The following is a 23,573-nucleotide window of genomic DNA, read 5'->3' on the forward strand; positions in this document are numbered from 1 at the left end:
TCCGCCGCTAGGTTATGTAGAAGCAAGCTTCTACATAACCCCGCTCGACTTGCATGTATTAGGCACGCCGCCAGCGTTCGTCCTGAGCCAGGATCAAACTCTCCATTAAAGACCAACCGAAGCTGGTTTATCGAAAGAGCGATTAGCTCATGTTGAAACTGACGAGATAAAATATCTCTTGTTTGATTTTGCGAACAAAATCAATTTACTCACTCGTTGTTCAGTTTTCAAAGATCAATCTTTTTCATTCGGCTTTTCTTGGGCCGGATAAGTAATATATCATACTTTGGCGATTCATACTACTGGTAAATAATAACTCATAAACGATCTTTTGAATTTTTTTTTGAACCATTACATCACAGCCTATCTTACGACCGGATAAATAATATATCATTTAGGTTTGCTGATTACTACATGTAAGTTATACCAATGATAAGTAACTTATCAAAATCTTTTCTTTTACTATACTCCTCATACTTTCGAATTTTTTCTTCATTGTATACACTTTGAATCTTTGACCGAATCTACTGCCTTCCTTGATCTACTTTGAGCCCTTAACGCTCCGTGGGGTGCGTTAAACGAACAAAAGGAACGTAGAGCGCCTTGGCCGGGGCGCTTTCTCCCGGCGTAGGCGCTCTAGTTATCGGCGTGAGTAGCGGCCCAGCGGGTGCGTACTGGCTCTTAGGCGTACAGTAATAGACTGCCTTTGTTTCATTTTTTTGTTACGATATTCGCTCTTGTCGGGTTCTGTATATATTTAATTCATTCGAGTGTGCTTTCTGGATTCGTAAGAATGTTAGTTAGCGGAAGAAATAATCATTGCTTCTCTATCAGTACGACCGTTTACATGCATTGCTCTAAGATGCATACGTTGTAGTATTGAAGGAGATGAATAAATGCGTACCGTATGGAGAAAATAATTGTATTGGTAGCAACCATGGAAAAGAGGATTATAGTTGTGCAAATATCTAACGGCTACTTGGACACCGGTTATAAGGCAACGAGAATAGCTGATCCCTCCGAGAATTTAAGGGAAGACTCCAACTCCTTTGGTGGTGTAATAGCTTACTTTTTTCACGGAGCAGCAAAAACGAAACCGGATGGAAGTGATCGGTTTAGAACGGACATGATAAAAGCAAGGGAGATTTGGAAACTTCCCCTTGTGGAGATGAATCCAATAGAACTAACACAACAAGAAGCAAATGTTATTAATCTGCAACAAGAAGATGTAGATTGTAGTAGTCCTTTCTTAAATGATGAAGGCCCAAATAACCACGTTCGCGAAGAGATGGCCAAAAAAAGATATTGGGATTATGTTAATCTCGATCTCTTTGGAAATTGGATCTCTGTTTGGTATGTACCCTTTTCTACTTTCTCAGACGGTACAACCATTGGATGTGCGTATCCCAACACCGGAAACCCTGTATTTCATTACATTGTTATGTCGGAGAATTCAAACAACTCAAACAATCAAAGTGCTTTAGCACATGAAATTGGTCATATTCTTTTTGGTACGGTCTCCGGTCAAGATAACTCTGATCCAACCGGGCCATCAACTACAATCTTTATTCAAAATGATGATGGGACCACATTTACAATCGAGCAAAAACATAGTTTAAAAACAGATAATGTTATGTATCCGATAGCTGGAAACAATACTGGTATCGAGTCTAGTCAGCGTGAAAAAGCTGCAAAATCGAGAATACTAACAAGTATTACACCGTAGGATTGATGTTCCTGAAGGACCAATGTTTCAGGACGCGCGAATCTTCTGAAATCAGTATTATATATTCTAAAATTGGCGGCAGCAGGGACTTCAAAGTTTCTGCTGCCGATTTTTCAACTAAAATCTTCTGTAACCATTGTCCTTTGTTTATATGAATCGCCAGTCTACAACTTTATTTACCGTCTAATATTTCATTTAGAGCTGCATAGGGTGAGCAGCCCAAAATACATCAATTGAATTTCGAATGCGTAATGTAAGAATATCTAAAAAGTAAAATACAGGCGCCATTTCTAGCGCCTGTATTGCTCTCCCTACCAAGGCTTTTCCGTTTTGTGTTCAATCACTTTCAATACTTTGGGTTCAAGAATCCGTTTCAATAGTTCCAGCGTACGATCGTCATCAGTAGCTCCACCATGCGGATCGGCTTGGATTTGTTTTTTTGCCTGCGTACTTGCGATTACGTCCATGACTTGTAGTTTGGAAATCTTTTTAGATGCTGCGATCTCGACGACAGATGCCCCCTTTGCCAATTCTTGTTTCAAGTCTGCTGGACTCATGTGAAGTAAAGAAAAGAGCTTTTCATCGTTTAAAAAGGCATCCGCAGTATAGTCAGGCTTGCCGTTTGTCGTGAAAAAGCCTTCCACGGATGGAGCAGGGCCGCCTCCGATCAGAGAAACGCTGATCGTATTCCCTTGAACCAATGCCTGATAAAACGGCGTTGTTGATCCCTTTTCGGTGTAGTTCAATATAAACGTTTTTTGGTCCGGTTTCTGCATCGGCTCCATGTTACATTCGTACTTACTGGAGCTGCCGTACAGTTTGTTAATGAGATCATCTACTTTCGATTTGATTTCTTGATCGGTTAAGGAGATGACCGGCTTCTCCTGAGGCTCCCAATTCTCTTGGTTCACATGTTCGATTTCACCCGTGATACCGTTCAAATCAAGTCGGACCTTTTTGCCGTGAGCTCCCTTTTCCTGCAGCACGATGCTTGTTTGAATGGCTTTACCCTGACTTGCATTCGCGGGGTCTCCTCCAATCTGGCTGGCGTCGATAATTTCAAACGACTTGGTTTCCGGATAAGAGCGATACAACTTTTCAAGCGCTGCTTGGCCAACCGCATCCATCTTGACTTGCTTGGCTGTCATCGGTGTTCTCGTAATCATTTCAATCAGGGGAGGGGCCGCGAATGCCGCGGTTGGAATCATAATTACTGCAGCAACGATGCCGCCGATCAATCTTTTTTTCATCGTTTTTTTGCTCCTTTGCCGTTGTACGTATTGAGAATAGGATTGTTCGATTCGTTTGGAAACAGCCGGGGGACATTCCATGGTCTCTGCCTCTTGGTGCAGGTACTCGCTGATTTGACTTTCAATAGGCATTGTTCTTATCCATCCTTTCCAACGGGAGATTTCCCAATTGTTTTCGAAGCGACTGCAGGCCGGCATGATATCTGGACTTGACTGTACCCAGCGGAATATCGAGTAATGTCGCAATCTCCTCCAGCGTATAATCGTGATAAAAGCGGAGGATGATCACCGTTCGCTGTTTATCGGTCAGCTTGTGCATGGCCCTCGATATCTCGGGGTCTGTCCCACCCGTCCTCACCGTGGGCTGATCCCAATGATGATCTTCCCGAGAAAAGACACGGATGCGTTCGAAAATTCGGAATCTCCTCCAGCTTTTCACCCGGAATCTTTGCACTTGTCGGATGACCAAGCCGTGCAGCCAGAAGTGGAAAGGACGATTCGGATCGTAGTTGGGAAGCGAGGTCCACATTTGCATGTAGATCTCATTCATAATATCTTCGCGATCCTGCGGATGATCCACCAGAAAAGAGACGGTCCGGTAGACATCCTTATAGGTGGCATCATACAACGTGTGAAACGCCTGCTGATCTCCTTCGATCATTTTTGTGAGCACGTGGTACATAGATTCACTTTGCATTCAGAGGGCCCTCCTGAGTAAGCAGCTTACACCCTATATTGTCGCTCGATGGAAAAAAAGTTCGGTTTTTTATGTTTTCGGTTGGGAGTCTATGGATTGCGGGAAGACGAGCAGCGGCATGAAAGCGTGGAAAACATGTTGTTCTTTCCGTCAGATTGCACGGTGAGCTCAAGGAATTGGGCCTGCTGTCGGATGATTATAAGAAGGTCTGGAGTATCGAAGTGCTGAATTATAACCTAGCCTTCGAGGGATTATACGAATATAAGGGCTGGGGGGAACAAAACCATTCCCATCTTTTGCAACCATGTCTGAACACGATCCGTATTAGGATACAAAGCGCGAAAGCAAATATGGAGGTAATAAGAGATGAATGAACAACAGGGATGCGTGAAATGCGGCAGCCGAAACGCTAAGACGAAAGAGGTGGCCATGACCGGCACGGGCCTCTCCAAAATGTTTGATATCCAGAGTAACCAATTTGTCGTCGTCTATTGCGCAAATTGCGGTTATTCCGAATTTTACAACAAACAATCGTCGATGGGATCTAATATTCTCGACCTATTCTTTGGTTAAGCTGTGGAGGCTCGTCCTCCACTCCTTGACCCATTTGGACATCCTTAAAAATTACATCGTATCTTATTATTTCGCTTTTGATACTTTCCCACTTCAAGGGAAGATCATCCATACCCGCCTAAAAGACGACTCCCAATACCGCCATTTCGGTACATATTGAAACTAAAGTAGATTTTCTAACAACCGATATTCCCCCTTGTTACTGCATTGTTTTTAACCACTTTTCCGTTACGGTACGTTTAACAATACCCCCATTATCATCAGTTAATTCAAGCGTAGTTTTCTTTCCGAACCAGCGATCAAAAGTTCTACTGAGAACTGGGTCATATCTTATCGCCCCTATGTACAGTTTTGAGAATATCTCGCATTTCCATTTCTTGAATGCATCTATCCCTTGGGTATGGATAATTTCTGCAGGATCTTGTCGTCTCGGTAACTCTCAAACTAACGTATGAATGCCCTTTTCAGTTAATTTTTGAAGGATCTATATATCCCTGCTTTAAATGAGGGATAAATGAATCTATAACGTCTTCAGACCAATCAAACCATTTCAGTCTTGGAAGAATTGAGATCAACATGACTAAGGTGACTATAAGAACACCAAAATTTACTTGAGCCATAAAAACCATAAACGGGGTCAAAATCACAGGCGATGGTTGGAATCAAATTTTGGCAACAGTGTTGCTTAATCCTCGCGAGCGATTATTAATAAACGAAACACATGCGCTGTTCTGGAAATATAACCAGTCAGTTTAATCCACATACAACGACATAATCAGAGAATCAACCTCTTGAATAGATTGAGGAGCATTACCATCCAGGAGAAATCCCATCCCTTGTGCAGCATTTAAAAATTCATTTGCATTAAATTCTCTTTTTCTGTTTTCCAGAAATGTGTGCTCCAGATCCAAGACAGACCAACGCTTCGGATAATCAATCCATCCGTTTGATGCATGTATTACGACTTCCTCTTTATCATCTAAAACTAACACTTCAGGATATAGGGATTTTCTTTCAACAACGAAATTCAAACTCACAATAACTAGTACAATATAATATAATATCTCCATATACACGAATACAATCGTGACTAAAGACTTTACTCCCTTCAAAAAATTTAAACAGCGCATACTGATTGAGATCGGCACGCGCTGCTGTAAATTTTTTAGATTCGTCTTTAAGACCTACTCCACTCGCAATTCAGGCACTAAATTTAATCCAACTGCTCTCCATTCGTTTCGATTACGTTCTTATACCAATAGAAGCTCTTCTTTCTGGATCGGGCAAGTGTCCCTTTACCTTCATTATCCTTATCAACGTAAATGAAGCCATAACGTTTTTTCATTTCACCAGTTCCTGCACTTACCAGATCAATACATCCCCACGGAGTATAGCCTATTAAGGCTACCCCATCAGCAATGGCCTCTTTCATCTGCTCAATGTGTTGCTTCAGATAATCAATGCGATAATCATCGTTAATTGAACCGTCTTCTTCCACTGTATCTACGGCGCCAAGACCATTTTCAACAACCATTAACGGGATTTGATATCGGTTATAAATGTTATTGAGGGACCATCTTAATCCCTGTGGATCGATCTGCCAATCCCAGGCACTTGCTCTCAAATGAGGATTCTTTAAGCCCATGGATAAATTTCCTCCCACCTTCTCCTGATTGGGATCGGCGCTGACACAAGTAGATGAATAATAACTGAAGGTATAGAAATCTACGCAGCCTTCTTTTAAGATCTTCTCATCCTCTTCTTGCATCTTAATCTGAATGTTATGATCGCTAAAATAGCGTTTGGCAAACCCCGGATAAGCTCCTCTTACTTGAACATCTGAGCATAGGAAATTGCTTAAGTTATCCTTTTGTTGGGCCAGCAGAATATCATCAGGATGACATGTAAGTGGGTAGGAACACATATAAGCAATCATACAGCCGATTTTAAAGTCCTTGTTGATTTCATGACCCAGCTTTACAGCCTTTGCACTAGCAATAAATTGATGATGCAAAGCTTGATACAGAATCTGCTCATTCTTCACTGTAGCATGGGCAAGCTCCCCATTCCCCTCCGGCATCATAGCTCCAGCCATGAAGGCGCCAAATGACAGGGTTAAAATATTGATTTCATTAAAGGTTAACCAGTATTTCACGACATCTTTGTATCTGTTAAAAAGCACTTCACAATATCTCACATAAAAATCTACGACTCTGCGATCTGACCAGCCATTATATTTTTGGGTCAAATGAAACGGTGCTTCATAATGTGAGATTGTAACCAACGGCTCAATATTGTACTTTTTCAATTCTGCGAATACACGATCATAGAACTGCAAGCCTTGCTCATTGGGCTCTGCGTCATCCCCGTTAGGAAATATTCTTGACCACGCAATGGACATTCTAAAGACCTTGAATCCCATTTCCGCAAATAAGCGGATATCCTCTTGATAGCGGTGGAAAAAGTCAATAGCCTCGTGACTTGGATAATTCACTCCTTCTTCCAGTACAGGCGTAATTCTTCGTGAAGTCGTATGCGTTCCGGCTGTAATTACGTCAGCAGTGCTTAGCCCTTTACCTTCTTCATTATACCCACCTTCAAATTGGTTAGCAGCCGTTGCACCTCCCCATAAAAATCCTTGTGGAAATTCCAATTTAGTTGTATTTTTCATTATTTAATTCCTCCTCAATATTTGATTAGGATTAGACCACAACGGTCAACAAATCCTCTTGATACTCAATCGACTTCTTTTCTGTTTCAATGACATCCAGGTAATTCGCAGTATTGGCAACGATAACTGGTGTGGTCAGAACATAACCGGCCTCTTTGATAGCTTCCATATCAAATTCCATGAGCAGCTGGCCTTTTTTAACAGCATCCCCCTGTTTTACTTTAGGATAAAAATGTTTGCCTTTTAATTTGACCGTATCCTTGCCTACATGGATGAGGACCTCAACACCGTGATCACTTGTAATTCCGATCGCATGACCTGAAGAAAATAATGACGTTAATACGCCGTCTACTGGTGAAACGACCTTGCCTTCGGAAGGTTCGATGGCAATCCCTTTGCCCAAAGCACCTGTCGAAAAGGCCTCGTCTGTTACTTCAGATAAAAGCTTCACTTCGCCTTTTAATGGGCTGATCACAGTCTCTTGTTTTACTAAAACTTCTCCTTTGGCTGCTTGTGTTGAACCGTCTTCCTTTTTAGCTTCTTTTACTTCATCATCCTTAAATCCACCAAAGAACATAAGCAAGAAGCCTAATACAAAGCTTACCAGGATACCAATAACAGCCCCATAAAATCCGCTGTCTATTCCTGCCGGACTGATATAGCTCGGAATAGCGAAAATACCCAATCCGCCAATGATGTAACCTTTCGTTCCCATCATTCCGATAATACCGCCGCCTACTGCAGATGCTATACAGCTTAAAATAAATGGTTTCTTGCGTGGTAATGTAATACCGTAAATCGCTGGTTCTGTCACACCAAAAATCCCGGAGATGACAGCTGGAATAGAAAGTGATCTCAGTTTTACATTTTTGGTTTTAAACAAAATCGCCAGCACGACACCCGTCTGCGCAAAGGAAGCACCCAGCGTAGCCGCAAGAATCGGATCGAATTTAAGCACTGCTAAGTTGTTCATAGCGATAGGAACAAGACCCCAGTGTAATCCAAAAATAACAAACACTTGCCAGAAAGCGCCCATGATTATGCCTTCAATAATTGGACTTAAGTTATACACAAAGAGGGTTGCTGCCCCAAGTAGTTGACCTGCCCAAGTTGAGAGAGGTCCAATTGCGATCAGTGCTAATGGAACAATAACTAATAATGTGAAAAACGGAACCAAAAATGTCCTCACTACACTAGGGATGACCTTTTTAAAGAAGTTTTCTATTTTAGAGCCTACATAGGTGGATACGATAATCGGAAGAACGGTTGACGCATAGCTCATCAGAATGACCGGAATACCTAAGAAGGTGATATATACCGGTGACTCAAATATAGTACCGCTAAATAAAGTATATAGTGGTTTGCCCGTGGCTGTTATCGTGCTAAATGTCGGATAAACAAGCGATGCCCCTATGGCCATACCTATAAAAATGTTGGCATTGAACTTTTTAGCTGACGTATACCCCAGAAAAATAGGGAAGAAGTAAAATAAACAATCTCCTAATGCATTGAGAATTTGATAGGTGCCTGATGTGTTGCTAAGCCAGCCCAAAGCTACAAATAAGGCCGTGAATCCCTTGATCATCCCCGTGGCGCTTAACACACCAAGCGTGGGTGTAAATACACCCGAAATGGTATCAATGAATCTATTGAACAAACTCACTTTTTCATCTGATGCTTCTTCTGAAGATCCTGCCTGGAAACCGCCTACGGCAGTAACATCAGCATAAACCTCAGGTACATGGTTACCTATAACAACCTGATATTGTCCGCCACTCTTTACCACAGTGACAACGCCATCCATATTTTTCAAAACCTCTGTATTGGCTTTACTTTCATCTTTTAGTTTGAAACGCAAACGCGTAATACAATGAGTTAGACTATTCACATTTTCTTTGCCGCCGACATTCCTGATGATGTCTTTTGCTAATGTCTCATACTTCATCGTAAGTTCCCCTTTATTTGTATTTATAAAAAAAGGCGAAACCAAACAGATCAAAATTCGATCTAGGTTGGTTTCGCCTGCATTACCAGTAACAATCCAAGAAGTTATTCAATTTTGTCTTTGGGTCACACGCTGAATATGAATCGTTATATACAGTTTTTCCTCATCTGACAACACCGTGTTCAAGTATTTCTCGATTTTCAGCATGCAGCCGTAGGCCTTTTTGTACTTTGCTTTCACTTGCCTCCACAAAAAATCGTCTTGCAGCTCTACTTTTTCTTTTTTATTTAATCGCTGAAAGAAGAATCTTAAATGTGTAATAAATCGCTCATAACTGATTGAGTGTTCATCTATGGTGGTATTATAAGAGTACTTAATAATATTTAAGATATCGTGTATTTTTTGAGTTTGCTGAGCAACATCTGCTACCTTATTGCAGGAGCTGTTTACCTGAGCATTTATTAAATGAAGGGCTATATTACCTGCTTCATCTTCCGACAAGCGTTTGCCTGTCTCGTCTTCAATGAACTCCAGTGCTTTTAATCCAACCCCAAATTCTTTAGGATAGAATTTTTTAATTTCCCAAATTAACGGATTAGCATTTTTAAGCCCTTCATCAAACATTTTAAATGCATTGTTCATGTGATCCGTAAGCGAAACATATATATAATCGCTCAATTGTGCTTCTAATATGCTTTTTGCATATTCAATGATGTCATAGCATAACGAAACATATTCTGTAGGAACATCCTCTAACAATAATTTAAATTTCTCTGAAGCATCTTTCTGTTTAAGCACAAAGACCTTTTCAATTAGATGTTCTTCTACTTGTTCTCCTGCACTCTTTTTGAATGCAATACCACGACCCATAACAACAAATTCATCCCTTTTTGAATCTTTGGCTATTATGGCGTTATTATTAAATATCTTCGTTATGATCATCTAACTGCCCCCTTATCCCATAAGCATTAAAAAAGGATTTAGATGCTGGGCGAAATTTCAGATAGGTCACAAGACGGTAATAGCCGATCAAACCTTCGTCGTAAATCAAATTCGAATGTATTGATTTACAATTTCAATTTATGAAAACGCATTCATTTCAAAAGACAAAAGCCTTACGTTTTCCCTGAATGATCTTGAGTGCTCCCAAACCGATCTGATATTCCGTTTTGAAACTGGATATAGTCGGTTAACCACGTCCTATGACATCATGTTTCGGATGTCACTTCGTTGGTCGACGTCATCATCTTTGTTGTTCAGCACTTGTAAGGCTTTATATCACTCACCTTTCTGCGTTAGGGCTGGGCCAGATATTCGAACCGTGCAGGATATTGTAAAGCTTGTATTCTCAAAAGAAAAGGCAAAACCCAACACATGGAAATATGAATTCCATGCCTCGGGTTTTGCCTTTTCAGTAACAATCCCAACATCATAATAACACTTAATTTACGCTTTGCCAACAAAAATGTTTGCGCTTTCTTTTTTGGTATACTTACAATAAATACAACACATTTTTATGGTATAAAATGTCATCCGCCAATATAGGACATGCTAATCTTTTTTCTATTTTGTGCTGTCTGTTCAGTACGTTCATCGGAATACCGGTCTATGCGTTGTTCCCATACTGAAGTAATCGCATCGAGTAGTTCCTGGTCATTCGCTCCGTTACGCAGCATCTGGCGTAGGTCAAATCCGCCTGAGGCAAACAAGCACGTGTAAAACTTGCCATCAGACGATAAGCGGGCACGTGTACAGGACGAGCAAAACGATTCAGAAACTGAAGTAATAAAGCCAACCTGCGCATCGCTGTCTTTATAACGATAACGTTTTGCTACTTCTCCAAAGTAATTCCCATCGATCGGCTCCAGCTCATACGTATTCTTAAGTCGTTCAACTATTTCTTTTTTTGTTATTACCTTTTTGAAGCTCCATCCGGTGTCGTTCCCTACATCCATAAACTCAATAAAACGAAGAGTTATTTCCTTCTTCTTGAAATAAGCAGCCATCGGCAAAATTTCAGAATCATTAACACCTTTTTGAACCACCATATTGACCTTGATCTCAAAGCCGATTTCTTGTGCATATTCGATCTGCTTCAAAATAAATTCGGGCTTAATGCCCCGTCCATTCATCCGCCCAAACAGCTCGGGGTCCAGAGCGTCTACACTGACATTAAGCCGTCGTAGCCCCGCTTCATAGAGACGCTTAGCCTGTTGCCCTAGCAGCAAACCGTTGGTTGTCAAGCCGACATCTTCCACTCCGTTTATGGACAGAATTTGGGAAACAAGGTCGGGTAGGTTCGGACGCATTAATGGTTCGCCGCCTGTAAGCCGAATTTTTTTTACCCCCAGGCATACAAAAAGCTTCGTCAGCCGGTAAATCTCTTCAAACGACAGACATTCACTTTTGGGAAGAAAGGCAAAATCGTCGCCGAAGATTTCTTTGGGCATACAGTAGGAACAGCGGAAATTACAGCGGTCCGTAACAGATATACGTAAATCACGAATCGGTCGCCGCAATGTGTCCTTCAGCGGATACGAATTCATACGTTTCCTCCTTTCCTCGTGTTTAGGAGCGTTATCATCAGCCGCCGCTGACAGGCGGAATGAAGGCTGCAACGTCTCCATCCTGCAACACATCCGTGGACAACGCATACTCCTCATTTATCGCAATTCGCACAGACTGCATCGGCATATCTGGATATTGATCTGTTATCCAATTGGATAAATAGCCTACAGTTTGGCCCGCCAAATCTGCCCATTCTTCTGTTTTTCCTGTCACCTCACGGAGTCCCGCAAAATAGTACAGCTTAATCATGACTGATCTCCCTCGGCTTTTTCTTTTGATATCCGACCCACTGCGTTCCATCTTCCCAAATCTCTTGTTTCCAAATGGGAACGATTTCCTTGATTCGTTCGATCGCGTATTCATTCGCCTCATACGCATCCGAACGGTGAGGTGAAGAAACGGCGATGACTACGGCGATATCGCCGATTTGAAGCTCACCAATCCGGTGCGCGATTGCCACTCGTGTCCCTTCCCATTTCTGTTCGATTTCGTGACCAATCTCCGCGAGCTTTTTTTGGGCCATGGGTACATAGGCCTCATAGGCGAGGTATAAGGTCCGTACGCCTTGAGTCCACTCGCGTACGTGCCCTGTAAATACAGTCACCGCTCCCGCTTCCGGCCTTAGGACATGATCCGCATAAGCCTGCGGGAGAATGGGCTCCGTCACGATTTCAAATACACTCATCTTTTCCACCTTCCAGCCACCTGACAAGCCATTCTCTGATGACAAACTCTATTAAAAATTTCTGTCTCTTATATCTATCTCTCGTTCAACCGAACAGCTGATGATATAGTTTTTGACCGCTGGCAGTACTACGGATACCATGAATGAGAAGCCTTCCGTTTTTAAATAAAATCATTCGATGCTTAAAGGCATAAAATTCAACGAAATAAGGGGTTCTTTTTACGCTATCCGCTATAAGGCTGCCCATTTTTTCTGCATCATCGAGCGTAATCGGACGATGGGGGTCTGGAAGAACCTGTACAACATCCCGTCCACACAGCGCAGCATACGCCGAGCGACGTGGTGCTGACAATGCAGGAAATGTAGGATCTTCTCCACAGGTTGAACAATCATGATTACGGATACGGGAAATCCCTATATCCATCTGCGTGTTCTCCCATAGATCAAATAGATGAACCTTGCGGCGCATCTTATCACGTCTGCCGCTCAGCCACTTCATGGCTTCTGTACATTGGAGGGCGGCTGTCACCTGGACTGCAGGCGAGATGATTCCAGCCGTATCGCAGGTCTGATTAATCGCCGGCAGCGATGGCAGAAGGCAGCGAAAACAAGCTGACTCGCCCGGAACGAATGGAAAAACGACGCCTGTGCTTCCAACACAGGCTCCGTAAATCCATGGAATTCCGGCCTTCAGTGCAGCATCGTTTATAAGTAAACGAGTTTCAAAATTGTCCGTAGCATCCATCAGCAATGTGCTTTTGCCGGCAAGTTCTTGAACAAGCTCGGCGTCCAGATTATCGAGATATGTGTACAATCGCACGTCTTCTCGTATGGCTTTCAGTCTTTTTTCGGCTGCCATAACCTTGGGCAGCATTTCCACTGCGTCCTGCTCCGTGAACAGCTGCTGACGTTGCAGGTTTGACACCTCCACATAATCCCGATCGATAAGATGAAGCTCCCCAACGCCTGCTCTGACCAGTGTTTCGGCAATGGCGGAACCCAATGCCCCGCAACCGATGATGGTAACGACAGCAGCGGACAGATTACGCTGCCCTTCGCCCCCGATGGGTCTAAATAAGATCTGTCTTGAATAACGTTCATTCATCACAATGTCCTCCTGGCGTTGAAGAACGGCCGACAATTTCGAGTTTTTTCGGTGTCTTTCGGTTGAAACGCAAAGGTACCGTTATATACCTCTTCTCTTACTGTTGGAGTTCTTTTTGTACCTCAAAGTTACTTTTCCCCACCGAATCGAGCGTTTCGGCAGCCACATTCAAGCGTGCTTGATAATACAGCCAGATGACAAGTATCAGACTAGCCAGCGCCACTTGGGAGAGCAGCATGAACCCAATAGAATATTGGCCAGTAGCAGCATGAATCGTTGATAGCAAGATCGGAGGGAAAAATCCGCCAAGACCGCCCATCATGGATACAATTCCGTTCACTATGCCTGCCTGTTTATTAAAGTAAAATGGAACCAGCTTGAAAATGACACCGTTCCCCATTCCAGCACATACAGCGATAGCCAGACAACCTACTGTATACAGGGTGATCCCTGGTGAAAAAGCCAAAAGAATCGCAGCGACCGTATAAACGGCAAACGTGCCTACCAGCAGGAACAGGGGCTGGAAGCGATCCGCCAGCCAGCCACCAATGGGGCGGAAGAATGTGGCAATCGCGATAAAGCCTGCTGTACGCATCCCTGCATCCACTTTAGCGAGATCAAAATTTGATACAAGGAAATTCGGCAAGTACACCGTAAAGGCTACAAATGAGCCAAACGTAATAAAGTAAAAGAGCGAGAAAAACCAAAGCTTTTCATTTTTGTAAACCCCTTTGATCTGCTCCATAATGGGTGTCTTTACTTTAGCTTCATGACGGTCCCCTAAGAAGAAATTTAAAACGATAAAAACAAGCAATAGAATAAGGTACAACTTGACCGTAAGTGCCCACCCTACCTGTGTCGCTACAATTGGAGCAGAGAAGGTAGTTACCGCTGTCCCCAGGTTCCCCACACCATACATCCCGTTTACAAACCCATGCTTTTCCTTTGGATAATACTTCGGCAGCGAAGTCACCCCAACCGAGAACACCGCTCCTCCGATTCCAAGGAACAAGCCACCGATAATTAAATCCATCATCGTAGAAGCTTCACTGATATAGTAGACCGGAAACAAAAGCAAAATAAAGCTAATAAGAAAAACGATTCTTGCCCCGAAGATGTTGGCATAATAGCCCAACGGAATGCGCAGAATCGATCCGAGCACGACCGGAATCGCCGTGACCATGGCCAATTTTCCGGGTGGAATAGCAATATCCTCGGTAATAAACGGCATGAGGGAAGAAATGATAACCCATACCATAAATCCAAGGATCAAGTTCATTGTTTGTAGCGGCAACTGTAACTTTCTAACCATTTAACTCACCTTTTCCAACGTTTTTTCTGTCGAATTATAAATTTAATTTACTGTCCCCATTGTAGCCGCTAGCCGATCTTATCGAATATAGGGGACTCCCCTTTCCCTGACGGGGGAGTCCCTGAAAATAAAAAAAGTCGCCTCTATCAAGAAGCGACTTGGTTTGTTCAAGAGACTTTTTCCATAAAATATTCTTCTTCAACGCCTAAAAATCCAGCATTTTTTTCTTTAATGCATATTGAACCAGCTCAGGCCGACTTCTTAAGTTCAACTTCTCCATGATTTTTGCTTTGTTCGCTTCCACCGTCTTGACAGAGATGAACAGCTTTTCGGCAACTTCCTTGTTACCGTATCCTTTTGCGACCAGAGGCAGAATCTCCAACTCCCGCTTTGACAGGATCTCATACGGATCTTCTGTCTGTGATGTTGTATCTTTCTTGATGAACTCACGAACGAGTGAAGTGGCCATTTTAGGATGAATATAGGTTCCCCCCCCATGGATGGTTCTTATGGCAAGCAATAGCTCCTCATCCGGTGCATTTTTCAAAACATATCCCGAAGCACCATTCTTCAAAATATGAAATAGATATTCTTCATCATCATGCATGGTCAGAATCAGAATTTTAGTATCAGGATGGTCCTCTTTAATCTTGCCTGTGGCGATCAATCCACTCTCGCCTGGCGGCATACTTAGGTCCATGATTAGAATATCCGGCCGATGTTTAGCTACCATTGTATATGCTTCAATTCCGTCTGCCGCCGTTCCGACAACCTCCATATCCGGTTGGAAGTTGAGAATCATAGAAAATCCGCTTCGTACAATCGCATGATCATCTGCCAACACAATTTTGATCAAGTCTCTATTCCTCCTCATGTCCAATCGGAATTTGTAAAAAGACTTTGGTTCCTTGACCTACATTCGAAAGGACGCCAAAACTTCCGCCTACCAGCTCTGCCCGCTCCTGCATACCATATAAACCGAGCCCTGTTCCAATAGGCTTGCCCCCCTTATCAAAGCCAATTCCATCGTCCTCTACAATCAAACGAAGCGCATGATCATGCTCAGACAAAGAAACTTTAACCGTGTCTACCTGGGCATACTTCAAGGCATTAAGAACGGCCTCCTGACAAACACGGTAAATGACGGTTTCCTTTTCACTTCCATACCGCTTTCGGGGAAGATCGGACACGAACTCAACCACGAGACCAAAGCTCTGCTCGATCCGCTTGAAATGGGAACGGAATGCCGCTTCAAGCCCAAAATCATCCAGGGTGGCAGGACGGAGTTCCACAGACAGGTTGCGGATATCATCCAGCAATCGCGTCATGGATGCTTCGGTCTGCTTCATGTTTTTGATGAGCTGGTCATCATTCGTCATATATTTTAACACTCGTAATTCAACTACCGCGCTCATCAATTCCTGGGCAACACTGTCGTGCAGTTCCCTGGAAAGCCGTTTACGCTCGTTTTCCTGCGCTTCAATGACATGCTTCATCATTTTGTTTTGATATAATTTTTCTTGCGTCTGAAATTGCGGGGTCAAATCTCTCAGCATCAACACCCGAATTCCATTTTCAGAATCAATCGTGTGAAAAGAAGCGGCATAGGGAACCATTCCGTTGCGCTTCGTTTCCAAATAGACCTGGAAAGAAGCGAAATTTTTGGATTCCGGCACATTGAAATAACAATCAAGGCAGGTGCGGGGCTCTGTGTCACTTGTATAGCCTCTGCATGTTCCGCATAAAGCTTTTTCCTTCCCTTCATAGAGTTGAATGAGGACGTCATCCCTCACAATTTCCTCAGCTGCCGGGTTCATAGCCAGGGTATTCCCTTGCCGATCAAAAAAGAAAATGGCTTCCGTACTGTTCTCAAACAACTTCACCATTAACGCACTCAAAGAGCCGGTCCCTAAAGACAATGTCAATTCACATCACTTCCTTCCCGTTCAACTCTCCTATTCCCCTATGCGCCAAGGCTTCTAAATCACGCATCATGGCTTCGGTCATCAGCTGTTCTTCCCGAAATCCACCAAGCAGTACACCCGCGACGCGAGCATCATTCCACAGGGGTACAGCCCCGAGACTCTGGAGCCTCTCGGATTGAACGATAGGATAGTTAAACAGGTTGTCTGCCCCCACAAATTGATAAACAGATGGAATGAAAATGGATTTCCCGGTTTTAAACACGACTCCTGCTATGCCCTTTCCAGATTGCAGCACAATCCGTTTAAAGCGATCATTTAAATTCCCGGCCGCATTTTTCCACTTAATTACGTATTGATATTCGGCCGGTTCAACAAGAGCAAGCGCCATGAAATCATAACCGAAATGCTCGCGAATTCGCTCAAGCTCCCTTTGATAATCCATCCTATTATTCATCACTCTCTCCTAATTACAATTAGGAAAGAAGGCAGCGCCCGCTTTCCTAATTCGATTTATGTCTTCTGTACAGAATATAACTTCTGCGCACATAATTCAATGGAACACTCCACACATGAACAAGCCGGGTGAACGGCCAGAATGCAAAAATGGCAAAGCCCATAAGTACATGAAGCTTGAAAGACATCGGTACGTCTCTCATCAGTGACGGGTCGACACGGAATATGAATAAACCGCGGAACCAGATCGAGATGGTTTCCCGATAATCAAATTCAGGCTGTACTGCGTTCGTTACAAGAGTCGCAAACATCCCCATGCATACAAGGGCCAAAAGCAATACGTTTACAATCAGATCAGAAGCTGAGCTTAAACGGCGCACATTGCGTATTGTAAACCGACGAGATGTAAGAATCAACATACCGAGGAACGTTATGGCTCCAAATATTCCACCAATATATACTGCTCCAATATGATACAGATGATCGTTTACACCCAATGCGTGCATCCAGGTTTTTGGAATCCCCAGACCGGATATATGACCAAATATAACCGGAATAATCCCGAGGTGGAATAAGAGGCTACCGATCATCAATTGTTTCTTTTCAATAAATTCACTTGATTTCGCCGTCCAATTGAACTGATCGGTTCGGTAGCGAAAAACATGGCCAACAATAAAGATAACCAAACACATGTAAGGGAAAATGACCCATAAAAACTGCTCTAACATCATAGCGTGGCTGCCTCCTGTTCTACGCAAGCTTTAAGCGTTTCGCGCAGTCCCTTCACCAGATGAAAATATGGGCTTTCCATTTTTTCCAGTGCTTTAAGCAAATGATAGGTGCCGTCTTCCAAAATCGCGACAGGCATGCGGAAGTTTTCTGTCGTCTTTGGATTTTGCACCCATTCAGCGGCATACAGAAATTCACACATGAGTGGTAGGTAATCCGGCAGCTCTCCATCTGGCATTTCAAGACCGTACATCTCATACAGAACCTTTAACTTGACTAGCATTTGTCCTCTTTCTTTTGCATCTTCGAACTTGAAGTAAGTCATATATAGTGCGCAATTTTTTTGAAAATCGAAGGTTTCCGTATACATCTCCTGAATCTCTTCCATGCTGAATTCTTGCATAAGAGACCAGTACTTGTTAGCGTGCGTATACGCAGGATGACCCGGATCAAATGATGCTTCCAGAAAAGCCGGATGAAAATCCAGCTTTTCCGGGTACATGAGTTGTTGGGCGAAAAACCCGAATGAAGGCTTGCATTCATACAGCTTCGCTACATTAATCACGCCAAATACCCCCGTAGAAGTTTTCTTCAACCATTTGCTTGCCTGTTTTTGAAGGCTCTTCCATTCCCATTGAGCTTCCCAGGCTACAGCCGTTACAGCCGCCAGAACCACAAGCTTCCATATTCCCTAAGGTGTCGCCGAAACCAGCAGCTCCCTGGGCGCGGTATGGATTGTCATAACTCTCTTTATGTGATGTCGGAATGACGAAGCGGTCCTCATATTTGGCAATGGCTAACAGTCGGTACATCTGCTCCGCCTGACGTGGTGTCATACCGACGCGCTCAAGACGGCTTTCATCGAAAGATTGTCCTGTGGACTGGGCACGCATATAGGCGCGCATCATAGCCATCCGTTGCAGGGATTCCTTCACCGTAACCGTGTCGCCCGCCGTCAGCATATTGGCAAGATACTGAACGGGTGTACGCATTTCTTCGATAGCCGGAAAAATCATATCCGGATTCTCGATCGAGTCTTTCCCTTCAAAGTAATTCATGATCGGGCTAAGTGGCGGTACATACCAGACCATAGGCAGCGTGCGATATTCTGGGTGAAGCGGGAATGCCAGCTTGTATTCAATAGCAAGCTTGTAGACCGGCGAATTCTGAGCGGCCTCAATCCAGTCTTGCGAAATGCCGTCTTTTTTCGCCTGAGCAATTACCGCCGGATCACTTGGGTCCAAGAACAGGTCGCATTGCGCTTTATACAGGTCCTTCTCATCCTCCATAGAGGCAGCCTCCTGCACTCGGTCCGCATCATACAGCAGAACACCGAGGTAGCGAATTCGTCCAGTACATGTCTCGGAGCAGACGGTTGGCAACCCGGCTTCCACACGTGGGAAACAGAAGGTACATTTCTCCGCTTTGTTCGTTTGCCAGTTGAAGTACACTTTCTTGTATGGACAGCCTGTCATGCAATACCGCCAGCCGCGGCAGGCTTCCTGATCCACGAGCACGATTCCGTCCTCGTCCCGTTTATACATCGCGCCCGAAGGACAGGATGCGACACAACTTGGATTCAGACAGTGCTCGCAAAGCCGAGGGAGATACATCATGAACGACTTCTCAAAATTGAATTTGATCTCTTCTTCGATTTTCTGAATATTCGGATCAAGTGGCCCCGTTACATGGGCCCCCGCCAAATCATCCTCCCAGTTTGGACCCCAATTCAGATCCATCTTTTCGCCCGTTACTGCGGAATGCGCACGCGCTACCGGAGAATGCTTCTGCTCTTTTGCGTTGGTCAAATGCTCATAATTATAAGTCCAAGGCTCATAATAATCTTTCATTTCCGGCATGTCGGGATTGTAGAAAATTTTGCCCAGCGCAATCTTGGACAGCTTGCTCCCTGACTTTAGTTCAAGCTTTCCTTTGCGAAGCTGCCAGCCGCCCTTATATTGCTCCTGGTCTTCCCAGCGCTTTGGATAGCCAATGCCGGGTTTGGTTTCCACGTTGTTGAACCACATATATTCCGCGCCTTTGCGGTTTGTCCAAGTTGTTTTGCACGTCACGCTGCACGTATGGCAGCCAATACATTTATCCAGGTTCATGACCATGGCAATTTGAGCTTTAATTTTCAAGCCAGTTAACCTCCTTCATTTTACGTACCGCTACGTACACATCACGCTGGTTCCCGATCGGACCGTAATAATTGAACCCGTAGCTTAGCTGAGCATATCCGCCAACCATCTGGGTTGGTTTGAGATGAATTCTTGTTGGCGCATTATGACTGCCCCCGCGTGTATCCGTGATTTCGGAGCCCGGCACTTGAATATGCTTGTCCTGAGCATGGTACATGAACATCGTTCCTCTTGGCATCCGGTGGCTGACAACTGCCCGTGCGGTTACGACACCGTTGCGGTTGTACACCTCTAACCAGTCATTGTCGGCAATGCCATGGGCCGCTGCGTCTTCGTTATTGATCCATACCGTAGGACCTCCGCGGAACAGCGTAAGCATATGCTGGTTATCCTGGTAGGTGGAGTGAATATTCCATTTACCGTGTGGAGTCAGATAACGAAGCACCAGTGAATCCTGACCGCCCTTGATTTCCCGATCACGCGTACCGAATACCATTGGCGGCAAAGTCGGTTTATAGACTGGCAATGACTCCCCAAACTGCTGGAAAATCTCATGATCGATGTAGAAATGCTGTCTTCCTGTTAACGTGCGAAACGGAACGAGACGTTCAATATTCGTTGTAAATGGCGAGTAGCGACGTCCCTGCTTGTTTGAACCACTGAATACCGGTGTTGGTATAACTTCACGCGGCTGTGCCGTGATGCTTTGGAACGTGATTTTTTCAGCAGCACGATCGGCCGAGATGTCCATCAGTTTAACACCGTGATCCTTTTCCGCCTCTTCATAGGCTTTTTGGGAAACACGGCCATTGGTTGCGGACGAAAGATGAAGAATCGTATCGGCCACTTGGCGGGCTGTCTGGATTTTCGGCAGTCCGTCTTTAATGGACTCATCGTAATAAACACCGTTCAGCTTCTTTAACTCCTCATATTCCTCCGCCACTGAGAAACTAACGCCGTGCGCACCTGTCTTCCCGGTCGCCAAATTGGGACCGAGCGAGACATATTTATCGTATATTTTCGTATAATCGCGTTCTACAATGCTGAAATTCGGCATAGTTTTACCCGGAACTGCTTCGACCTCGCCCTTCGTCCAGTCCTTTACAAGACCCATCGGTTGCGAAATTTCGCCTATGGAGTCATGTCCAAGCGGTGCAGTCACAACGTCTTTATATATTCCTGGCAGATGCTCTTTGGCCATTTCCGAGAAGGTTTCGGATAGATGACGGTAGATATCCCAGTCCGAACGGGATTCCCAAAGAGGATTCACCGCAGGATTAAATGGATGCACGAACGGATGCATATCTGTCGAGGACAAATCTGTCTTCTCATACCAGGTTGCAGCCGGGAGTACAACATCCGCGTACAATGGGGTTGTTGTCATCCGGAAATCAAGTGCAACCACCAGATCAAGCTTTCCTTCTACATCTTCCCGCCAGACGATTTCCTCTGGTTTCTGCTCTTCGTTCGGCCGGGCAAGCAGCGCATCGGACGCTCCGAGCAGATGCTTCATGAAATATTCCTGGCCCTTCGCCGAACTGGAAATCAGGTTGGACCGCCAAATAAAGAGTGAGCGCGGGAAGTTCTCTGCTGCTCCTGGATCTTCAACCGCGAAACGAGTCTTTTGCGATTTAATCTCTTCTACAGCGTGATTAATAATGTCCGCGTTTGATTTCTTGCCCAGCTTCGCCGCCTCTTCGGCAAACAACAGGCTGTTCTTGTTAAACTGCGGGTAAGATGGCATCCAGCCTAAACGTGCTGCCAACACATTGTAGTCTGCCGGATGCTGATATTTGACATCTCCGCCCGTCGGTGATTTCAGCGAATCCGTGCCGCTTTCTTCATAGCGCCACTGTTCTGTTGCAAAATAGAAAAATGAAGTGGCATTTTGCAATCGAGCTGGTCCCTGCCAGTCTTTGGCAAAGGCAATCGTGGACCAGCCTTCAATGGGACGACATTTTTCTTGGCCTACATAATGCGCCCAGCCCCCGCCGTTTACGCCTTGAGAAGCAGTCAACATTACCAGGTTCAAAATCGACCGATAGATGGTGTCACTATTGAACCAGTGATTGATCCCCGCTCCCATAATGATCATGGAGCGCCCTTGGGTATCGATTGCATTCTGAGCGAATTCCCGAGCAATCTGCACCACTACCGATGCCTTGACGCCCGTGATTTTCTCCTGCCAGGCAGGGGTATAATGCGAAGCCGCATCGTAATAATCCTTGGCGTTATGAGGGCTGTCGTTGCGAGCAATACCATACTGACTCATCATCAGATCGTATACGGTCGCTACGAAACGTTCCGAACCATCTGCCAGACGTACTTTTTTAGCTGGAATGACACGTTTGAACGTTCCATTACCCGAGTTATCAAAGTAAGGGAATACGATCTCTTCCCATTGCTCGTCATGACCTTCCATCGTGAGCGCGGGCTCAACTCTCGTTCCATCTTCCCGCTCCAGGATCAGATTCCATTTCTTGCCCTGCTCCCAGCGCTGTCCCAGCGTACCGTTCGGAACCAGCATTTCCTTCGTCGCTTCATCGTATATGACCGGTTTCCAGTCTGCATGCGGCGAAGCATCCCCCAGATCACTCGCCCGTAGAAAACGCCCACCTTTCCAGGCCCCCTCATGGGGATCAAGCAGAATCATAAATGGCATATCTGTATATTGCTTGGCATAGTTAATGAACATCGGTTCTTGACGTTCTTTATAGAACTCATCCAGAATGACATGCGTCATAGCCTGGGCTACGGCAGCATCTGTACCTGGATTAGGTGCGAGCCAATTGTCAGCGAACTTCACATTCTCCGCCAGGTCGGGTGCTACCGACACAACCTTCGTCCCTTTATAACGTACTTCCGTCATGAAGTGGGCATCCGGCGTCCGGGTAAGCGGCACGTTCGATCCCCACATGATCAGGTAACCCGCGTTATACCAATCTGAGGATTCAGGTACGTCCGTTTGCTCACCCCAAATTTGAGGAGAGGCAGGCGGAAGATCGGCATACCAATCGTAAAAGCTCAGCATTTCCCCGCCAAGCAATGAAATGAATCGTGCTCCCGAGGCGTAGCTTATCATCGACATCGCCGGAATGGGTGTAAAGCCTGCAATCCTGTCAGGACCGTACTTACGGATGGTATAAATTAATTGCGCCGAAATCAGGCGTAGAACATCGTCCCAAGCCACACGAACATGGCCACCTTTTCCGCGCGCCGATTTGTAGAGTTTGGCTTTTTCAGGGTCTTCCACAATACTCGCCCATGCGTCTACCGGATTGCTATGCTCCTTGATCGCAGCCAGCCATAGTCGCAATAGCTTGCCGCGCATATAAGGGTATTTCACACGTAACGGACTGTATTCATACCAGGAAAATGAAGCACCACGCGGGCATCCACGCGGCTCAAATTCTGGCATGTCTGGACCGCAGGAGGGATAATCAATTTGCTGATTTTCCCAGGTGATGATGCCATTTTTAACAAAAACCTTCCAGCTACAGGAGCCAGTACAGTTAACACCGTGCGTCGTACGAATTACTTTGTCGTGAGACCAACGCTGGCGGTACACGTTTTCCCATTCTCTATTTTTTTCCTCAAGGATTGACCAGTTTCCAGAATAACTCTCGATCGGCTTAAAGAAGTTGAGGCTGTATTTTTTTTTCATCGATGATCAACGCTCCTTAGATTCATTCGCTTACTCTCATTATGTAATTCATTCATCTCTGTTCCCATTAGGGAATGTCCTATAGCGCTATAGAAAATCCCTCGTTCTATGGAAAGATACAAAAAAGCT

20 protein-coding genes and 1 rRNA gene are annotated in these 23,573 nt (G+C 44.6%); 2 read left to right on the plus strand and 19 right to left on the minus strand.

Annotated features, from left to right (window positions below; genetic code table 11):
- A 16S ribosomal RNA gene (locus LCF57_RS18260) occupies positions 1-109 on the minus strand; the annotation flags it as partial.
- A 798-nt stretch (positions 110-907) separates the two neighbouring features.
- Between LCF57_RS18260 and LCF57_RS18265 the strand changes: the two genes are divergently transcribed.
- On the plus strand, positions 908-1,726 hold the full coding sequence (locus LCF57_RS18265) for a hypothetical protein (protein WP_226001970.1): 819 nt from the start codon (positions 908-910) through the stop codon (positions 1,724-1,726).
- Between the two features lie 311 nt (positions 1,727-2,037).
- On the opposite strand, the gene LCF57_RS18270 is transcribed toward LCF57_RS18265, so the two are convergent.
- Both LCF57_RS18270 and LCF57_RS18275 read right to left on the minus strand, forming a co-directional pair.
- Entirely contained in the window at positions 2,038-3,108 is a 1,071-nt protein-coding gene (locus LCF57_RS18270) for a hypothetical protein (protein ID WP_226001971.1), read from the minus strand.
- The gene (locus tag LCF57_RS18275) at positions 3,098-3,673 is read right to left on the minus strand and encodes a sigma-70 family RNA polymerase sigma factor (RefSeq protein ID WP_226001972.1); all 576 of its coding nucleotides are present in this window, start codon (positions 3,671-3,673) and stop codon (positions 3,098-3,100) included. The genes LCF57_RS18270 and LCF57_RS18275 overlap by 11 nt, the downstream gene beginning before the upstream one ends.
- A 366-nt stretch (positions 3,674-4,039) precedes the next feature.
- Between LCF57_RS18275 and LCF57_RS18280 the strand changes: the two genes are divergently transcribed.
- Positions 4,040-4,246, plus strand: a complete 207-nt coding sequence (locus LCF57_RS18280) for a zinc ribbon domain-containing protein (RefSeq protein WP_226001973.1) — start codon at positions 4,040-4,042, stop codon at positions 4,244-4,246.
- A gap of 752 nt (positions 4,247-4,998) precedes the next feature.
- Here LCF57_RS18280 and LCF57_RS18285 read toward each other — a convergent pair.
- The 16 genes from LCF57_RS18285 to LCF57_RS18360 all read right to left on the minus strand — a co-directional run bounded on the left by LCF57_RS18285 (position 4,999) and on the right by LCF57_RS18360 (position 23,444).
- On the minus strand, positions 4,999-5,316 hold the full coding sequence (locus LCF57_RS18285) for a hypothetical protein (RefSeq protein WP_226001974.1): 318 nt from the start codon (positions 5,314-5,316) through the stop codon (positions 4,999-5,001).
- A gap of 143 nt (positions 5,317-5,459) precedes the next feature.
- Positions 5,460-6,917: a glycoside hydrolase family 1 protein gene (locus tag LCF57_RS18290; protein ID WP_226001975.1), complete on the minus strand. Its 1,458-nt coding sequence runs from the start codon at positions 6,915-6,917 to the stop codon at positions 5,460-5,462.
- Positions 6,918-6,948: 31 nt separating this feature from the next.
- Positions 6,949-8,862, minus strand: coding sequence for a beta-glucoside-specific PTS transporter subunit IIABC (locus LCF57_RS18295; protein WP_226001976.1), 1,914 nt, complete (start codon positions 8,860-8,862; stop codon positions 6,949-6,951).
- Positions 8,863-8,970: 108 nt separating this feature from the next.
- On the minus strand, positions 8,971-9,804 hold the full coding sequence (licT, locus tag LCF57_RS18300; protein WP_226001977.1) for a BglG family transcription antiterminator LicT: 834 nt from the start codon (positions 9,802-9,804) through the stop codon (positions 8,971-8,973).
- A gap of 587 nt (positions 9,805-10,391) precedes the next feature.
- Positions 10,392-11,408 carry a GTP 3',8-cyclase MoaA gene (moaA, locus tag LCF57_RS18305; RefSeq protein WP_226001978.1) on the minus strand — a complete coding sequence of 339 codons (1,017 nt, stop codon included), beginning with the start codon at positions 11,406-11,408 and terminating at the stop codon, positions 10,392-10,394.
- Between the two features lie 37 nt (positions 11,409-11,445).
- A complete protein-coding gene (locus tag LCF57_RS18310; protein WP_226001979.1) occupies positions 11,446-11,679 on the minus strand; it encodes a MoaD/ThiS family protein in 234 nt (77 codons plus the stop codon).
- Positions 11,672-12,115 carry a molybdenum cofactor biosynthesis protein MoaE gene (locus tag LCF57_RS18315; protein WP_226001980.1) on the minus strand — a complete coding sequence of 148 codons (444 nt, stop codon included), beginning with the start codon at positions 12,113-12,115 and terminating at the stop codon, positions 11,672-11,674. The genes LCF57_RS18310 and LCF57_RS18315 overlap by 8 nt, the downstream gene beginning before the upstream one ends.
- Before the next feature lie 85 nt (positions 12,116-12,200).
- On the minus strand, positions 12,201-13,220 hold the full coding sequence (locus tag LCF57_RS18320; protein ID WP_226001981.1) for a ThiF family adenylyltransferase: 1,020 nt from the start codon (positions 13,218-13,220) through the stop codon (positions 12,201-12,203).
- A gap of 97 nt (positions 13,221-13,317) precedes the next feature.
- Positions 13,318-14,532, minus strand: coding sequence for a nitrate/nitrite transporter (locus tag LCF57_RS18325; protein WP_226001982.1), 1,215 nt, complete (start codon positions 14,530-14,532; stop codon positions 13,318-13,320).
- A gap of 205 nt (positions 14,533-14,737) precedes the next feature.
- Complete coding sequence (locus tag LCF57_RS18330; protein ID WP_043922938.1) at positions 14,738-15,385, minus strand: response regulator transcription factor; 648 nt, start codon at positions 15,383-15,385, stop codon at positions 14,738-14,740.
- Positions 15,386-15,392: 7 nt separating this feature from the next.
- The gene (locus LCF57_RS18335; RefSeq protein WP_226001983.1) at positions 15,393-16,457 is read right to left on the minus strand and encodes a PAS domain-containing sensor histidine kinase; all 1,065 of its coding nucleotides are present in this window, start codon (positions 16,455-16,457) and stop codon (positions 15,393-15,395) included.
- A gap of 1 nt (position 16,458) precedes the next feature.
- On the minus strand, positions 16,459-16,911 hold the full coding sequence (locus LCF57_RS18340) for a GAF domain-containing protein (RefSeq protein WP_226001984.1): 453 nt from the start codon (positions 16,909-16,911) through the stop codon (positions 16,459-16,461).
- Positions 16,912-16,957: 46 nt separating this feature from the next.
- Positions 16,958-17,641, minus strand: a complete 684-nt coding sequence (gene narI, locus LCF57_RS18345) for a respiratory nitrate reductase subunit gamma (protein ID WP_226001985.1) — start codon at positions 17,639-17,641, stop codon at positions 16,958-16,960.
- The gene (gene narJ, locus LCF57_RS18350) at positions 17,638-18,204 is read right to left on the minus strand and encodes a nitrate reductase molybdenum cofactor assembly chaperone (RefSeq protein WP_226002059.1); all 567 of its coding nucleotides are present in this window, start codon (positions 18,202-18,204) and stop codon (positions 17,638-17,640) included. The genes narI and narJ overlap by 4 nt, the downstream gene beginning before the upstream one ends.
- Positions 18,197-19,780 (minus strand): nitrate reductase subunit beta, encoded by a 1,584-nt coding sequence (gene narH / locus LCF57_RS18355; RefSeq protein ID WP_226001986.1) that lies wholly within the window; start codon positions 19,778-19,780, stop codon positions 18,197-18,199. Before narH ends, narJ begins: the two co-directional genes overlap by 8 nt.
- Positions 19,770-23,444: a nitrate reductase subunit alpha gene (locus LCF57_RS18360; RefSeq protein WP_226001987.1), complete on the minus strand. Its 3,675-nt coding sequence runs from the start codon at positions 23,442-23,444 to the stop codon at positions 19,770-19,772. The genes narH and LCF57_RS18360 overlap by 11 nt, the downstream gene beginning before the upstream one ends.
- Positions 23,445-23,573 lie beyond the last annotated feature (129 nt).

Origin of the sequence: Paenibacillus sp. BJ-4 (assembly GCF_020404765.1) — a bacterium.
Lineage (GTDB): Bacteria > Bacillota > Bacilli > Paenibacillales > Paenibacillaceae > Paenibacillus.

Bases quoted from the DNA above. Each gene is read 5' to 3' on its own strand.
- LCF57_RS18340 (WP_226001984.1), bottom strand. From the start codon at position 16,911: ATGAATAATAGGATGGATTATCAAAGGGAGCTTGAGCGAATTCGCGAG.
- LCF57_RS18320 (WP_226001981.1), bottom strand. From the start codon at position 13,220: ATGAATGAACGTTATTCAAGACAGATCTTATTTAGACCCATCGGGGGC.
- LCF57_RS18285 (WP_226001974.1), bottom strand. From the start codon at position 5,316: ATGGAGATATTATATTATATTGTACTAGTTATTGTGAGTTTGAATTTC.
- LCF57_RS18360 (WP_226001987.1), bottom strand. From the start codon at position 23,444: ATGAAAAAAAAATACAGCCTCAACTTCTTTAAGCCGATCGAGAGTTAT.
- LCF57_RS18310 (WP_226001979.1), bottom strand. From the start codon at position 11,679: ATGATTAAGCTGTACTATTTTGCGGGACTCCGTGAGGTGACAGGAAAA.
- LCF57_RS18270 (WP_226001971.1), bottom strand. From the start codon at position 3,108: ATGCCTATTGAAAGTCAAATCAGCGAGTACCTGCACCAAGAGGCAGAG.
- moaA (WP_226001978.1), bottom strand. From the start codon at position 11,408: ATGAATTCGTATCCGCTGAAGGACACATTGCGGCGACCGATTCGTGAT.
- narI (WP_226001985.1), bottom strand. From the start codon at position 17,641: ATGATGTTAGAGCAGTTTTTATGGGTCATTTTCCCTTACATGTGTTTG.
- LCF57_RS18265 (WP_226001970.1), top strand. From the start codon at position 908: ATGGAGAAAATAATTGTATTGGTAGCAACCATGGAAAAGAGGATTATA.
- LCF57_RS18280 (WP_226001973.1), top strand. From the start codon at position 4,040: ATGAATGAACAACAGGGATGCGTGAAATGCGGCAGCCGAAACGCTAAG.
- LCF57_RS18295 (WP_226001976.1), bottom strand. From the start codon at position 8,862: ATGAAGTATGAGACATTAGCAAAAGACATCATCAGGAATGTCGGCGGC.
- LCF57_RS18325 (WP_226001982.1), bottom strand. From the start codon at position 14,532: ATGGTTAGAAAGTTACAGTTGCCGCTACAAACAATGAACTTGATCCTT.
- LCF57_RS18290 (WP_226001975.1), bottom strand. From the start codon at position 6,917: ATGAAAAATACAACTAAATTGGAATTTCCACAAGGATTTTTATGGGGA.
- LCF57_RS18275 (WP_226001972.1), bottom strand. From the start codon at position 3,673: ATGCAAAGTGAATCTATGTACCACGTGCTCACAAAAATGATCGAAGGA.
- licT (WP_226001977.1), bottom strand. From the start codon at position 9,804: ATGATCATAACGAAGATATTTAATAATAACGCCATAATAGCCAAAGAT.
- LCF57_RS18315 (WP_226001980.1), bottom strand. From the start codon at position 12,115: ATGAGTGTATTTGAAATCGTGACGGAGCCCATTCTCCCGCAGGCTTAT.